Below are 15,267 nucleotides of genomic sequence, written 5' to 3' on the forward strand. Positions count from 1 at the left end.
CTTGACCGTCACCGCCCTGCCTTCGGAAGCTCGTCCGCGGCGATCTCACAGGGTGTCGATCCCGCCGACGCCGGTTGCGGCGGTTCGGCGGCCGGTGGCGGTTCGGCGGCCGGTGGCGGTTCGGCGGCCGGTGGCGCGACCGGTGGCGCGATCACGGGTGTGGCGGTCTTCGCTGCAACGCCGTCGATCTGCTCGCCGCGTTGTGGTTCCCCGGGCTGCTCGTCCTCTTCGGTTTGCTCGTGCTCTTGGATCTCGTCGGTCTGCTCCGCCGTTTGCGGCTTTTCCAGCTCGGCGTCACGCACGTCGTCGGCGTCGTCGTCGGGCATGCCTTCGCCGAAGGATGAGCCGATAAGCTGATCGGCGGCCGAGCCCAGCAGGCCATCCATCGCCTGAACGATCCGACCGGCAAGCCCGCCAAGCCCCCCAAAATCAGCCAAACCACCACTAACTGTGGGAATTGCTGGACCATCGCCGATCCCAGCTCCCAGATCGGGGGGCATGGAGCTCACCGGAGCCATGGCCGGTGCGGCATCCGGCGGGCGGGCGGGCAACGTTGCGGCGGGCGCGACCGTCGCGGGCACAACGTTCGGCGGTGCCGGCGTGGTCGCATCGGGTAGGGGCCCGAGATCACCAGGAATCTCGAAGTACGTTCGGGGAGCGGCGGCCAACCGGTCGGTGACCATGTCGTAGGCCGCCGCAACCCCGGCCCGAGTCGCCTGCATCGCGGTGCGCCAGTCGTGGCGAATGTCGTTGTCCACGTGGGGCGTTATCTGTTGGCGAACCAATTGCTCAGCCGTTGGCCGATCCCCTACCCCGGTTGTCACCGCATCGGCAGCGGCCAACCACACCGGCCGCTGCGCCACTGTGCGGTCGTCGATGGCGATGGCCGTCGCGACCTTCGCGTCGACCAGCTGCCACAAGTTGTCGCGCAGCGACTCGCACCGCTGGGCCGCCGCACGGATTTCGGTGACCACCTCGTTTGCGGCGTCGCAATGACGCTGCAGAAAGCGAACCGCGGCTTGCGCGCCCGATCCCGTCCACGCCGCGGTCAGCTCGCTAATCTGAGCGCGCTGCATCCGCAGCGCTTCGGTGACCGCGACACCCGCTGCCCGCAGCTGCGCGCAGTCGCCGTCGAGGATGTGCAGATCGAGTCCGTCCTCGCCGTCGTAGTAGTCGCGGATCTCCAGGTCAGGACTTGCGCACCCCACCTGTTGGCAAGCGCGCACGTAGCTCCGCGTGTGCTCGACGGCGGGTCGGCCCTCAGCGAGCCGGCCGGCGACGTCCAATCGATCTGCCACGATCAAGCGATCCGCGCCGCGGCATACCGGTCGGCGTCGGCGTAGCGGTCGGCGGTCGTCCGCAGCGCGACCGCGACCTCAACAGCCGCTCGTGACCACTGCGACAACTCAATCGCCAACCGGTCCAGCCCGGCACGCAACGCGTCACCGCGGGCGGTGTGCGCCCGCCCGGCACAGGCTCCGTGGAAAGCCAGCGTGGCGAGGTGATCGGTTACGGCGTTATCAATGAGTTCGGCTGCAGCGCTGAACCGCTCGGCAACGGCATGCACCATCTCGACATCGATACCGGCACTAACGAGTCCCATACATAGTTCGACTCCCCGCACCGCGTCGGGGTTCCAGTATTTCGCGGGTCAGCCCGCAGCGCTCACCACGTCCGCGACACTGGTGGCCAGCCGCTGGGCGACGTCTTCGTCGGCCGCCTCCACCATCACCCGAATCATCGGCTCAGTTCCGGAGGGACGCAACAGGATTCGACCGGTGTCTCCCAGCTCGGCCTGGGCCTCGTCGACCGCCGCCTGGACCGCGGGCGCGACGGCGGCGGTGGCCTTGTCGGCAACCTCAACGTTGATCAGCACCTGCGGCAAGGTCCGCATCGCCGACGCCAAGGTGGCCAGCGACGAATTGGTTTGCACCATGCGCATCATCAATCGCAGCCCGGTGACGATCCCGTCGCCGGTGGAGCCCAGCATCGGCATCACGACATGGCCGGATTGCTCGCCGCCGAGGCTGTAGTCACCGGCCCGCAGTTCTTCGAGGACATAGCGGTCGCCGACGTCGGTGGTGCGCACCGCGATGCCAGCAGAGCGCATGGCCAGGTGCAGCCCAAGGTTGCTCATCACGGTGGTCACCAACGTGTTGGAAGTCAGTTCCCCGGCGTCGCGCATGGCAAGCGCCAGCACCACCATGATGGCGTCGCCGTCGACGAGTTCACCGTTGGCGTCCACGGCCAGGCACCGATCGGCATCTCCGTCATGGGCCAGACCCAGGTCGGCGCGGTGGGCGAGGACCGCCGCCCGAAGCGGGTCCAGGTGGGTCGATCCGCAGCCGTCGTTGATGTTGAGCCCATTGGGTTCGGCGTTAATCGCGATGACCCGGGCACCGGCCGCGCGGTAGGCGCGCGGCGCTACCGACGAGGCTGCCCCGTGCGCGCAGTCGACGACCACGGTCAGGCCCTCAAGCCGATTGGTGCTTGCCTTGCCCACATGGCGCAGGTAGCGCTCCGGCGCATCCTCGGCGTCGACGACGCGGCCGATACCCGCGCCGACCGGACGCAGGCCGGGTCCCGCCGCGACCAGGTCCTCGATCTGGTCCTCGGTGTCGTCGTCCAGTTTGTGGCCGCCGGGACCAAAGATCTTGATGCCGTTGTCGGGCATCGGGTTATGCGAAGCCGAGATCATTACCCCGAAGTCGGCGTCGTAGGCACCGGTCAGGTAGGCAACCGCGGGTGTCGGAAGCACCCCGACCCGTAGCGCGTCGACGCCCTCACTCGTCAGGCCGGCGATCACAGCGGCCTCCAGCAGTTCGCCGCTGGCCCGCGGGTCACGACCGATCACGGCGACTCGCCGCCCCGGTCCGCCCGAACCCGCCAGGTGCCGCGCGGATGCGGCGCCCAGCGCCAGGGCCAACTCTGCGGTCAGCTCGCGATTGGCGACCCCGCGAACGCCGTCGGTGCCGAATAGTCGACCCATACGGACAAACCTTTCACAGTTGACGGCCGTGGATATACCCACTTTTGGCCCACTCTGAGCCGCGAGCGTGCATGTCTGTTCGCCGACACGCCGATGAACGCGTACAAATATGCACGCTCGCGGCCCAAAAGTGATATCAGCGCTTGCTGTACTGCGGCGCCTTGCGGGCCTTCTTCAGGCCATACTTCTTGCGCTCGGTGGCGCGCGGATCACGGGTGAGGAAGCCGGCCTTCTTCAGCGCGGGCCGGTCCTCGGGCTGCGCCAGAATTAACGCCCGGGCGATACCCAGGCGCAACGCGCCGGCCTGACCCGACGGCCCGCCACCGTGCAGGTGAGCGAAGATGTCGAAGCTTTCCGTCCGCTCGACGGTAACCAGCGGGGCCTTGATCAGCTGCTGGTGCACCTTGTTGGGGAAGTAGTCCTCTAGGCTGCGGCCATTGAGGTCGAACTTGCCGGTGCCCGGCACCAACCGCACCCGCACCACGGCCTCCTTGCGGCGGCCGACGGTCTGGATTGGCCGCTCCAGCACAAACGACTCGCTGTGTGTCGCGGCCGGCGCTGCTGCGGCGGCAGGGGTTTCCAGGGTCTCTTGGATCTCGGTCATTCGGCGCCGCTCCTCCTCATCGCTTCGCTCTGCATCGTCGCCGACGCGGTCATTGCGCCACCTGCTTGATCTCGAACGGCACCGGCTGTTGGGCAGTGTGTGGATGCTCCGGGCCGGCGTAGACGCGAAGCTTGCGCTGGATCTGGCGGCTGAGCTTGTTCTTGGGCAACATGCCGACAATCGCCTTCTCCACCACACGGTCGGGGTGCTTTTGCATCAGCTCGCCGATCGTGCGCTTGTGCAGGCCGCCGGGATAACCCGAGTGGCTGTAAGCCATCTTGCTTCGCAGTTTGTCGCCGCTGATGGCGACCTTGTCGGCGTTGATGACGATGACGAAGTCACCGCCATCGACATTGGGCGCGAACGTCGGCTTGTGCTTGCCGCGCAGCAGATTGGCCGCTGCGACGGCAAGGCGGCCAAGCACCACGTCCGTGGCGTCGATGACGTACCACGACCTCGTGGTGTCACCCGCCTTGGGCGCGTATGTAGGCACAGCGCTTACCACACTTTCTCTCGGGTGGATCCCGGCGTGGACCGGGTGCCAGTCAGGTGGACCGGGTGGGTCCAAGGGGGCTAGCTCTCGGCGACCGACATTGACCCGAGGCCCCGGCGTACCGCACGCCAACCGAGCAGCTTACCGACGAGCATCCCCGCAGGTCAAAACGACTGTGTGGTCCCGACGGCTCTCCTTCCGTCGGGACCACACAGAGTCTTTCTGGGGTGCAGCTATCGCGCCCAGACGCCAGCCGCACGGCGGTCGGCGTCGGCCACGGTGGCGGCGCCGTCGCGAACCGCATTTCCCAGGTCGACCAGGATTTCGTTGAGCGCGGTGGCCGCCTGGTGCCATTTGAGCTGCTCAACCTGGTAGGCGGCGGCCGCTTGCCGGGTCCACAGCTGCTGCAGCGGCGCGATTTGTGACCTCAGTTCGTCGAGTGCGGCGTTGAGCCGGGCCGCCGTGGTGTGGATCTCCTGGCGAACGGAGTATTCGATTGCATCAAAGTTGTACGACAACACTCGATCCACGCTGATCCCTCCGATTACAGGTGTCCGCCGGCCGCGGCGATGTGGTGTGCATGGTCCTGACCGGCTTCCCGCAGCGCGGCCTCGTTATGTCGGATGGTCTCGGCAATCGCATGCAGGACGTGGTACAGCCGCATCGACTCGACGTTCCACCGATCCACCACATCCTTGAACCGGGCGGCGGCAGGCCCACCCCACACCGATGCCGGCACAGTGCTCATCCGGCCGATGAATGACTGCAACATCACCCGGATTTCCTCGTTGCGGGTGTCGGTGGTGCTCGCGACCGAGCGCATCAGATCAAAGTCGGTGCTCAATGTGCTCATACCGAATACGACGCCGGATCGGTGCCGTTAGGTTCCACCCATTTTCAGGCTCACCCCAGCGCGTGCGCCGACCGCACGGCCTGCTCGCACGCATCGCGAACGGCGTCGGGCGCGCCCGGCCTGCTCTGACATCCAATGCTGATCCGGACCGCGCGGTCGAGCAGTACCGTCCATCGCACGTCATGTCCGGCGCGCACCTCGCGGTATGTCACCGCGGGCCGGCCGGCGCTGCTGCCTGAGGGGTTGAAGTCGACGAACACTCCGGTGGGCTCCGCGTCGATGGCCAGCTTTAGGCGCTGCGCGGTGCCGGTCAGCGTCTCGCCGGCCACCGGCGATTGCGTCACGTGCAACGCCACCTCGGGATCTGACGGCGACGTGACCTGCACCCGCGCCGAGCCCGGCCCGGCGACCACCCGCTGCGTGGACCAGGTCGCCGGAATTGTCACCACCACCCGGCCCTCGACCAGAGATGTGGTTGCCGCTACCGGTACCGGCGATACGCCGCGATGGCCCGGCTGCGACGGGATGGGCACCGCCGACAGCGTCGGCACTGCCAGGACGACCCCGGCGACCGCAAGCCAGACAACCGCCCGGACCCGGGATCGGCCTGCGGCACCCGGTTGCCACGGGGACGGCTCACGTGGCGCGTCCCCGGCCAGCCGCGCCAGCCGCGCATCACCGATTTCCACCGCCGCCCGCCCCGCACGGCGCAATGCACCGGCGATCAGCGTCCCAAGCTGGGGCGCCCCTGTGACCGAATTCGGTGCGTCGATCAGCACCGCCGCCGTCGCGTAGGGGGCCGTATCGGCGACAACACCCGCGACCTCGTCGGCAACCGGCTGAGGATCGCTACGGCGCGCCACGCCGACCACCTCGTCGGCAGCGACCATGACCAACCGTTCGGCGATCTCCACCACCACCGCCGGTTGGGCCGACGCCCGCGCCAGCAGCCAGGACCGCGGCCGCACCACCGCTTCATCGGCCAATGTCTGTGTGGCCGCGGCCACCACGCCGACCCGCGCTGCCGACCACCACGATGGATGCACGACGATCACGCCGTCGGGATGACTGCACAGCACGGAGCGCAGTGCGCCGGACCAGACCGATGAGACATCGACCGGCCGATCGTCCACCAGCACCACCGAATCGTCTATAGCACCCAGCGCGGCCGCAACCAACTGCGCGTCGGCGATACCGCCTCCGGCGCAACACAATCGGCGGATCGCGCCGGGGCCGGCCTCGATGACCGCCTGGTGTGGACTCACGGCGCCGGTGGACTCCAGGCCACCTGCACCACCCGCTCGTCGCCAGGACGGGTGATCAGGATGCCACGGCCCGCCGGCAGCGGCACCGGAACGCACGACCCGAACAGCGCGCCCTCGTCCGGTCGTCCGCTCATTATCAGTGCCATGCAACCGAAGTCGCGCAGGCCCGCGAGCATTGGCTCGAACATGGCCCGCGCCGCGCCTCCGCTGCGCCGGGCCACGATGACGTGCAAGCCGAGATCCCTTGCATGGGGCAGATATTCGAGTAGGACCAGCAACGGGTGGCCCGCGCACGTGGCGACCAGGTCGTAATCGTCTACCACAACATAGATGTCCGGCCCGGACCACCAAGACCTGGTTCGCAGCTGTGCCGGAGTCACCTCGGAGGGAAGCATCCGCGCCCGCAGCAAGTCCACCAGCGGAGGCAGCAGTTCGCCCAGCGCCGCGGGCGACATCGCGTAGCCGCCAACATGTTCCGGATCCATGAGGTCGAGCAGCGCGCGCCGGAAGTCGACGATCAGCAGCCGGGCTTGTCCGGCGGTTTTGGCCCGAACGATCCCGCGGCACAGGGTTCGCAGTGTGGCTGTCTTACCGCATTCGTTGTCGCCAAGAACCAACAGGTGCGGGTGACGCTCGAAGTCGACTGCGACCGGGCGCAGCCGGCGCTCCTCCAGGCCGAGCAGGATCCGCCCATCCGGGTCGTCGCCCGCTTGCTGGATAACGGTGTCATAGTCCACGCATGCCGGCAGCAGGGGTATCGGCGGCGCCGCTGCACCGTGTCGTTGCATCTCGACGCGTTCGAGCCTGGGCAGGGCGATTACCATGTGCAGCCCGTCGTGGCACAGGCCACGGCCCGCCTTGTCGCGGGGTACCTGCTGCGCCTGCCTGCGGTCCACTTCGGAATCCACGGGATCACCCAGCCGCAACTCGATGCGGGTGCCGATCTGGTCTTTCAGCGCAGGTCTGATTTCCGCCCAGCGCGACGCCGACAAGACCACATGGACCGCAAACGAAAGTCCTTGGGCCGCAATCGCAGTGATCGACTGCTCAAGCGCCTCGAACTCATGGCGCAGGCTCGCCCAGCCATCGATGACGAGAAACACATGCGCAACCGAGTCGAGGCTGCGGCCGCGAAGAGCGGCCTCCCGAGATCGCAGGATGGACTCCAATTCGGCGACCATGCGCCGGACAAGCTCGGGCTCGGCTCTGCCGGCGACGTCGCCCACATGTGGCAATTCACGCATCGAAGCCAGGGCCCCACCGCCGAAATCCAGGCAGTAGAACTGCACCTGGGCCGGACTGTGGGTAGCGGCCAAGGCCGCGATCAGGGTCCGCAGTGCGGTCGACTTGCCCGATCGCGGTGACCCGACAACCGCGACATTGCCTGCAGCTCCGGACAAGTCGACCGTCAGCGGCGTTCTTGACTGGTCAAACGGTCGGTCGACGATACCGATCGGCACCACTAGCTCACCCCGAGCTTCGCCCAACAACGTGTCCAGCGTCGGCGCCGCCTCCAATGGCGGCAGCCAGACTTGGTGCGCGGGCGGTCCCAGACCCGACAGCCGGTCCAACACCGCATGCAAGACGCTACCCACGGGCTCTTCACCGACATGAGCGACCGGCCCGATGGCTTGCGCGGTGAACGGCCGCACTTCGGTGCCGACACCCCCCGGACGCCGCGTCGCGAGCGGTCCCGAAACGAGGGCCGCCTGGAACCTGGTCAGCTCGCCGGTGGGCGTACGCAGGAATCCCGCGCCGGGCGTGTTCGGCAACTCATAGGCGTCGAGTGTGCCCAGGACAGTCCGTGAGTCGCTGGCAGACAGAGTTTTCAAACACACGCGATAGGAGAGATGAGCCTCCAGTCCACGCAGCCGGCCCTCGTCGAGGCGCTGGCTGGCCAGCAACAGGTGCATACCCAGCGACCGGCCGAGCCGGCCAATCGCAACGAACGTTTCCGCGAAATCGGGATGCTGACTATGCAGTTCGGAAAACTCGTCGACGATGACGAATAGCGTTGGCAGCGCGATCAATCGCGCGCCGCCACGGCGCGCTTGTTCGTAGGCCGCGATGCTGACGAAGTTCCCGGCCGTGCGCAGCAGCTGCTGCCGGCGGTTCATTTCGCCGGCCAACGCTTCGCGCATCCGCGAAACCAGCGGAGCTTCATCGGCGAGGTTGGGGAGGACGGCGGCCACGTGCGGCGCTCGCCCAAGGGCGAGAAATGTTGCCCCACCCTTGAAGTCGACCAGCAACAAGTTGAGCACTTCGGGAGAGTTTCGTACCATCATGCCCAATGCGACGGTGCGGAGCAGCTCCGACTTGCCCGACCCGGTCGCGCCGACACACAGCCCGTGCGGACCCATACCCCCCTCCGCGGGCTCCTTGATGTCCAACTCCACCGCTGCGCCATCGAGTGTGGCTCCGATCGGTGCACAGAGCCGGTCACCATGGCTTTGGCGGCGCCACAACGTGGTCGCGTCGAGGCCCGCGACCTCACCGATGCCGAGCAGGCGGGGCCAGTCCGAACCACCGCCACGACGCGCAACCCGGCAGGCGGCCAGGCGGCGCGCGCAGACCACCGCGTCAACGGGATCCATCTGGTCCGGGCACACTAACGTTGACACTTCGCCGCCGCACGTGACCACCAAAGACCCGTCGCCGCGGTCACTGCCCACCCGCAGCGTGACCGCATCTGCAATGCCGCCGTCGACACCCGTCTCCGTGTCGACAATCATCACCAGTCGGACGGGCGCCGCCGCATCAACATCACTCGGATGCCGACTGTGCGGCAACCATTTCAGCCAATCCCACTCGTCAGCCGTGCGGTCGCTGACCACTGCCGCGATCAACAGTTGGTCCGGAGCATGCAGCACTGCCAGCTGGCAGATCATCGCGCGTAGCAACGCACGCACCGGCGTCGCCTCGCCGTCGATCGTGATAGCCCCACGCAGTTGGATCGCGACGGGCACATCCGCAATCGTCGAGTGCGCCCTCAGAAAGCGGCGTAGCGCTGTGACGGTTACCGGATCCGACCGTGGTGGGGAGGGAATCTGCGGGGCCACCAGACGCCGGGCGAGCGGCTGATTTCCACGGCCAACACGAACGCAGCAGAATTCGGGATCGTCCGGCCGGCGTTCCCACATCCGCGAGCCGCCCACCAAGGTCCATAAGGCATCGGGATCAGGATGTGCCCGGTTCAGTGCCACACGTTGTGCCGCAGCGGTTTCGGCGACAGTACTGCGCAAGCCGCTCAGATATCCGAGGTAGTCGACGCGAGCAGTACCGATCTCGGCGCCCCGCCGACGGCCAGGCCCGGTTACCGTGGTCACCACTAACGAGACCAGCATCATCATCGGGAAGGCCACGAATGTGGGGTTGCGCACCAGCGGCGCCCCCGAGAACGAGGCCGCCGCAACGACGCCCACGGTAGCGACGGAGATGACCACCGGCAACAGCCTTAACAGCAAGCCGGGCGCTGCAGTTCGCGGCACCTCGGGTGGCGCGGCAACCTCGATGTCGGCGGTCACGGTTGGGCGACGTTAGGCAGCGCAGTCATTGGACCGCAAGTCGCCTGTGCACAACCGAATACCGGATCACCCGGAACTGGCTAGCGTCCCGCGATATGTCTGCATCCGATCCCGGCCTGCGCCGCGTCGCTGTGCACGCCGGCACCGCCACCGTCGACCTGTCACTGCCTGCCGCAGTGCCGGTTGCCACGCTCATTCCATCGATCATCGACATGGTCGGCACCCGAACCGCCGATTCGGCGGCGATGCGCTATCAGCTGTCCCGTGTCGGCGCGTCGGCGCTTCCGGGGTCGACGACATTGGCGCAAAACGATATCCGAGACGGCACGGTACTGGTCTTGAGCCAGTCCCCTCTCGAGCCGCCCGTCACACGTTGTGACGATGTTGCCGAGTCGGTTTCGGCGACGCTCGATTCCTCGACCGGACCGCGGTCCCGGAAAGCGACCCGGCTCACTGGCGCGGTCGCGGCGATCTGCCTGACCGCTACCGGCGCTCTGGTTCTAGCGCGAAACGCGCTCAACAGCACCGCCGCTCGGCATGCCGGCACAACGGCGGCTATGGCGGCGGGGGCCGCCGCGATCGCACTGCTCTGTGCGGCGATTGCACACCGGACATATCGCGATCCGGGTGCTGGTCTCTCGCTTGGCCTGATCGCCATCATGTTCGCCGCGGTTGCCGGCCTGCTGGCGGTGCCCGGTGTTCCCGGTGCCGCAAGCGTACTGCTGGCCGCGATGGCGGCGGCTGTCACCGCGGTGCTGGCGATGCGCGTAACGGGTTGTGGTGTAGTCACATTGACTGCCGTGGCGTGCAGTGCGGTCGTCACCGCCATCGCTGCGCTGGCGGGTGTACTCGTCGCGGCCCCACCGTGCACGATCGGTTCGGCACTTGCGCTGGCTTCGCTTGGGCTACTGGAGCTATCTCCGCGGATTGCGATCCAGCTAGCCGGGCTGTCGCCAAGAGACGATGACTTACCGGCAGCAGATCTAGTGGCCGCCAAGGCCATCCGCGCCGACGTCTGGTTGACTAGCCTGCTTGCCGCCTTCGCATCGTCGGCCGCCATCGGTGCCATCGCCGCCGCGATCAGCGCCCGTAAAGCCGTCCCGTTGGCCGCGGTCATTGCCGCGCTGTTGCTGCTACGTGCACGTTCAGTCGTGTGGAAAAGAACGCTGGTGTTTGTTATCAGTGGAATTACCACCGCAACAACAACCTTCGCTGTCGCCGCGGCCGGCGCACCGCGGCACGGGCCATGGATAGCGGCGCTGGCCGCGACCCTGGCAGCGGTGGCCATGTATCTGGGCTTCATGGCTCCCACGACGCCGCTCTCACCGGTGGCACGCCGAAGCGTCCAAGTGCTGGAGTGCCTGATGCTGGTCACGATGGTGCCTCTGACCTGTTGGATTTGCGGTGTGTTCAGCGCGGTTCGCGGCGTCGACCTGATATGAGGACGAAGACGGCACGCTTCATGCGTCTGCTGGTGATCGCGGCGCTGACGGTGCTTTCCCAGTGCACCGCACCGCCGGCGCGCGCGGTTTCGCCGCCGCCGATCGACGAAAAGCGGCTGCCTGCACCGGCATTGCCAGCACCCCAACAGCCCACCGTGCAACGCGAAGTCTGTACGGTGGTGAAGGCAGCATCGGATAGACCTGACGTCGACGCTCAGCTCGCCGATCTCGACCTGGCACAGATCTGGCAACTCACCCGCGGTGCAGGCCAACGGGTGGCGGTCATCGACACCGGCGTGTCACGGCACCGACGACTACCCGATCTGGTGGCCGGCGGCGACTACGTCTCCAACGGCGACGGCACCCAGGATTGCGATGCGCACGGCACGTTGGTGGCCGGAATCATCGCCGCTGCACCCAGTTCCACCACCGACCGGTTCAGCGGCATGGCGCCTGACGTCACCCTGATCAGCATCCGCCAGTCCAGTGCCAAGTTCGCTCCGGTCGGCGACCGGTCCGGCTCGGGGGTGGGCGACGTGGACACCATGGCAAAAGCCGTCCGGACGGCCGCCGATCTCGGCGCGTCGGTGATTAACATTTCGTCCGTTGCCTGCGTTCCCGCGGCGGAAGCGCTCGACGACCGCGCGCTGGGCGCCGCACTGGCCTACGCGGTCGATGTCAAGAACACCGTCGTCGTGGCCGCTGCCGGTAACTCCGGCGGCGGCGCGCAGTGTCCGGCTCAGCGCTCCGATGCGACCCGGGACACCGTTACGGTCGCGGTCAGCCCGGCCTGGTACGACGACTACGTACTGACCGTAGGTTCGGTGAACGTCAAAGGGGAACCGTCGGCATTCACTCTGGCCGGCCCGTGGGTGGATGTCGCCGCGACCGGCGAGGGCGTGACCTCGCTTAGCCCAGTGGGTGACGGGCTCGTGAATGGCATTGACGGACAGCATGGTTCGGCGCTGGTGTCGGGTACCAGTTACGCCGCGCCCGTGGTCAGCGGGCTGGCCGCCCTGATACGGGCCCGGTTCCCGTCATTGAGCGCCCGGCAGGTAATGGCGCGCATCGAGGCGACCGCGCACCACCCGCCCTCCGGATGGAACCCGCTCGTCGGCAACGGCACCGTCGATGCGCTGACCGCGGTCAGCACCGGCACAACCCCGCAATCGCCCAATCCCGCTGATGTAGCTGCGCCGGTTACCCAGCCGCCGATGCGCGAGCCTTCGGACAACCGGGCCCGAGACACCGCATTTGGTGGCGCCGCGATATGCCTGGTTGGCCTGGTGGCCGCGCTCGGCATCGGTGCCCTGTCACGGCGGGGAGCTCGGCTAAGGCACGATAGCGTCGCGGGCGACTGACGCCCGCTGTCTGCTCAGCTCCGGACCCGACGGCAGTGTTGCCAACACCGGCCACGGGGCCGGAACCGCTGCCGGCGGCAATCCGAGGTCATGCGCCGCGTCGTCGTCGTGGACCGCGAACCGCACGCCGCTGTCGGTGACGAGATAGCGCGTGCCAGCCCGCGTGCTGTCCGCCACGTAGGCGCTGCGGCCCGGCGGAAGGTAAACCGCATCCAGCGCGGGGCCGCGGCCATCGGCTTGCGCCAGCCGCACCGGCACCTGCCCGGCCGGCACCGGCACGCCGCTGCCAGCAGAGAACGTGATGTCGGGACGACCCGATTGCGCGGACGACCAGGTCGCGCACACCGTGGCACCGTCCACTGGCGTCGGTGCCCGGTCTGGAAAGGTGGACACCCGCAAGCTATTGACGATCGGCGTCGTCCCGATCACATCGGGCGCGACCGCGATGACGGTGGCGGTGCCCTGCGAGTTGCTGAACCGCAACAGATCGGCCGCGACCTGGCCGATTCGTTGCACCCCGCCGCGCAACACCACGTAATACTCGTCACCCTCGGCGCGTGTGATCCTCAGCACACTGCCGACCGCAAATCCGGGTGGGCCTGCCGGCGCCGGCCCACCCACACCCCCGATCCGGGGAGACGCGATCGACGGCGCCTCCGGCACGGCGTTGAGCAAAGACGGTGAGACGACCCGCGGCACCCGTCCCTCCAGCTTGAGCGCACGCTGAACCGCGGGGTCAGACAGATCCACCATCGCCCGTTGTCCGCGGTAGAGCAGGTAGGCCGGCGAATCGTGGCCGGGCGAAACCAGGACGGTCTGGTCAGCAGCCAGCGGGCGGACCGACGAGTTCGCAGCGGTCGCGACGATGACCGTCGTTGCCCCACCCATGTCGGAATCACAGATCGTCCAGATCGATTCGGCGCCGGACAACGGCGGCGCAACGAACTGCGGCGCGCCCGGAATGCCCAGCAGGGGACCGCGCTTGGTGCGGCGCAGTTCGGACTCGCGCACCGGGCGCGGGTTAGCGTCCGTCGCCGCGATCAGCCGCGCCGACGCCAGGTTCAGTACCGGGTGCCAGGTATCGCCGACTCGTACGTAAAGCGCTCCGGATTCCCGACTCATCACGATTCGCGCATCGCCGAGACCGGCCTGCGGACTCAGCAAACCAACGAACGCGCACCCCGCCACGGCGATCGCCGTCAGTAAGCACCCCACCATCAATGACGCCGGGTGTCTCCGCAGGGGTTCGTTGGCCGTGCGGATATCCCTGCGCAGCAATGCGCACTCGATACGCCGCACCAGAAATCGATGGCCACTGACATCTAGCCAAGTAGTCATCTTCACCCCCCGAACGTCCCCCAACAGCCCGATCGTTCTGGCTTACGGTAGGCCGCCAGCCAACCGCTTCGCGCCGTTCATCCACAGGTTGCGAGGTTTCACCGCACCCGGCCACGGGTAAAATTTCGGGGTGAATAATCGCCGATTGCGCCGCGGTGCCCTCACCATTGCCGCCGCGGGCGTTTTATCAGTCGCGCCCACCATTGGTAGCGCCAACACCATCCCGGTCGCTTCCGCCGACAACTGCCCGGACGCCGAAGTCACCTTCGCCCGCGGCACCAGTGAGCCGCCCGGTATCGGCCGCGTCGGCGAAGCCTTCGTCGACTCGCTGCGCCAGCAGACCGGCAAGAACATCGGGGTTTACGCGGTGAACTATGCCGCCAGCCGCCTCCAACTGCACGGAGGTGACGGCGCCAACGACACCATTGCACACATCAAGTCGATGGCCTCGTCCTGCCCCAACACCAAGCTGGTTTTGGGGGGCTACTCACAGGGCGCGGACGTGATCGACATCGTGGCCGGAGTTCCTTTGGGCGGCATCACTTTCGGCAGCCCGCTACCGGCCGAATACGTGGACAACATCGCGGCGGTAGCGGTATTCGGCAACGTGGCCAATCGCAGCGGCGGGTCGCTGACCACGCAGAGTGCATTGTTGGGATCGAAGGCGATTGACTTGTGCAACCCCAGCGACCCGATTTGTCACGCCGGACCGGGCAATGAATGGAGCGGGCACACCGACGGCTATGTCCCCGTGTACACCACGCAGGCGGCGAGCTTCGTTGCGACGAAACTGATGTCGTCCCCGGTCATGCAAATACCCGGTTCGATCCCGCAGGCACCCGGGCCCCAGCCGGTGCCCGGGCCCAGCTCTCAGGTGCCCGTCCCCGGCCCCGGATCCATTCACTGACGCTGTGTCAACAAGCCCGTAACATTGCCGCATGAGGCTAATCGGGCTTATCGCGGCCGCCGCAATCGCGGCGGCCGCATTGCTTGCACCTCCACTGGCGCCCAAGGCATCGGCGGCCTGCCCGGACGTCCAGGTGGTCTTCGCGCGGGGAACCGGTGAGCCGCCAGGCATCGGTCGGGTAGGCCAGGCCCTGGTCAACTCGCTGCACCAACAAACGGGCAGAGCCATTGCGGCATACGGGGTGAACTACCCGGCGAACGACGACTTCCTGGCCGCCACGGAAGGCGCAAACGACGCCAGCGACCATGTTCAGCAAATGGCTAACACATGCCCTGACACCAAGCTGGTGCTCGGCGGGTACTCGCAGGGGGCCGCGGTGATCGACATCGTCACTGCCGCACCATTACCCGGTCTGGGCTTCAGTCAGCCGTTACCGGCCGAAGCCGCCGACCACGTCGCTGCGGTAACTCTTTTCGGCAATCCGTCAGGGC

14 protein-coding genes are annotated in these 15,267 nt (G+C 67.4%); 4 read left to right on the forward strand and 10 right to left on the reverse strand.

Going from position 1 to position 15,267, the window contains the following annotated elements:
- Positions 1-8: 8 nt before the first annotated feature.
- From MSIMFI_RS01035 to eccCb, 9 genes are all read right to left on the reverse strand, one after another.
- Positions 9-1,298, reverse strand: a complete 1,290-nt coding sequence (locus tag MSIMFI_RS01035; RefSeq protein WP_191495817.1) for a hypothetical protein — start codon at positions 1,296-1,298, stop codon at positions 9-11.
- A gap of 2 nt (positions 1,299-1,300) precedes the next feature.
- Positions 1,301-1,603 carry a type VII secretion target gene (locus MSIMFI_RS01040; RefSeq protein ID WP_186241772.1) on the reverse strand — a complete coding sequence of 101 codons (303 nt, stop codon included), beginning with the start codon at positions 1,601-1,603 and terminating at the stop codon, positions 1,301-1,303.
- 48 nt (positions 1,604-1,651) lie between these two features.
- Positions 1,652-2,989 carry a phosphoglucosamine mutase gene (gene glmM / locus MSIMFI_RS01045; RefSeq protein ID WP_191495818.1) on the reverse strand — a complete coding sequence of 446 codons (1,338 nt, stop codon included), beginning with the start codon at positions 2,987-2,989 and terminating at the stop codon, positions 1,652-1,654.
- A gap of 136 nt (positions 2,990-3,125) precedes the next feature.
- The gene (gene rpsI, locus MSIMFI_RS01050; RefSeq protein ID WP_191495819.1) at positions 3,126-3,593 is read right to left on the reverse strand and encodes a 30S ribosomal protein S9; all 468 of its coding nucleotides are present in this window, start codon (positions 3,591-3,593) and stop codon (positions 3,126-3,128) included.
- Between the two features lie 49 nt (positions 3,594-3,642).
- A complete protein-coding gene (gene rplM, locus MSIMFI_RS01055; protein ID WP_085249883.1) occupies positions 3,643-4,086 on the reverse strand; it encodes a 50S ribosomal protein L13 in 444 nt (147 codons plus the stop codon).
- Between the two features lie 233 nt (positions 4,087-4,319).
- Complete coding sequence (locus MSIMFI_RS01060) at positions 4,320-4,622, reverse strand: WXG100 family type VII secretion target (protein WP_191497960.1); 303 nt, start codon at positions 4,620-4,622, stop codon at positions 4,320-4,322.
- Between the two features lie 8 nt (positions 4,623-4,630).
- Entirely contained in the window at positions 4,631-4,939 is a 309-nt protein-coding gene (locus MSIMFI_RS01065; RefSeq protein WP_191495820.1) for a WXG100 family type VII secretion target, read from the reverse strand.
- A 50-nt stretch (positions 4,940-4,989) separates the two neighbouring features.
- A complete protein-coding gene (locus MSIMFI_RS01070) occupies positions 4,990-6,204 on the reverse strand; it encodes a type VII secretion-associated protein (RefSeq protein ID WP_191495821.1) in 1,215 nt (404 codons plus the stop codon).
- Positions 6,201-9,728, reverse strand: a complete 3,528-nt coding sequence (eccCb, locus tag MSIMFI_RS01075) for a type VII secretion protein EccCb (RefSeq protein ID WP_191495822.1) — start codon at positions 9,726-9,728, stop codon at positions 6,201-6,203. The genes MSIMFI_RS01070 and eccCb overlap by 4 nt, the downstream gene beginning before the upstream one ends.
- Before the next feature lie 95 nt (positions 9,729-9,823).
- Between eccCb and eccD the strand changes: the two genes are divergently transcribed.
- The gene (gene eccD, locus MSIMFI_RS01080; protein ID WP_191495823.1) at positions 9,824-11,170 is read left to right on the forward strand and encodes a type VII secretion integral membrane protein EccD; all 1,347 of its coding nucleotides are present in this window, start codon (positions 9,824-9,826) and stop codon (positions 11,168-11,170) included.
- Positions 11,167-12,531, forward strand: coding sequence for a type VII secretion-associated serine protease mycosin (gene mycP, locus MSIMFI_RS01085; protein WP_191495824.1), 1,365 nt, complete (start codon positions 11,167-11,169; stop codon positions 12,529-12,531). Before eccD ends, mycP begins: the two co-directional genes overlap by 4 nt.
- Here mycP and eccB read toward each other — a convergent pair.
- The gene (eccB, locus tag MSIMFI_RS01090) at positions 12,502-13,869 is read right to left on the reverse strand and encodes a type VII secretion protein EccB (protein ID WP_191495825.1); all 1,368 of its coding nucleotides are present in this window, start codon (positions 13,867-13,869) and stop codon (positions 12,502-12,504) included. The two genes, mycP and eccB, sit on opposite strands and share 30 nt — an antisense overlap.
- Before the next feature lie 130 nt (positions 13,870-13,999).
- On the opposite strand from eccB, the gene MSIMFI_RS01095 reads away from it, so the two are divergent.
- Together MSIMFI_RS01095 and MSIMFI_RS01100 are read left to right on the forward strand one after the other, a co-directional pair.
- On the forward strand, positions 14,000-14,776 hold the full coding sequence (locus tag MSIMFI_RS01095; RefSeq protein WP_191495826.1) for a cutinase family protein: 777 nt from the start codon (positions 14,000-14,002) through the stop codon (positions 14,774-14,776).
- 31 nt (positions 14,777-14,807) lie between these two features.
- A partial coding sequence (locus tag MSIMFI_RS01100; RefSeq protein ID WP_191495827.1) for a cutinase family protein occupies positions 14,808-15,267 on the forward strand: 460 nt, incomplete at its 3' end.

Origin of the sequence: Mycobacterium simulans, from assembly GCF_900232995.1 — a bacterium.
In the GTDB taxonomy this organism is placed as follows: domain Bacteria; phylum Actinomycetota; class Actinomycetes; order Mycobacteriales; family Mycobacteriaceae; genus Mycobacterium; species Mycobacterium simulans.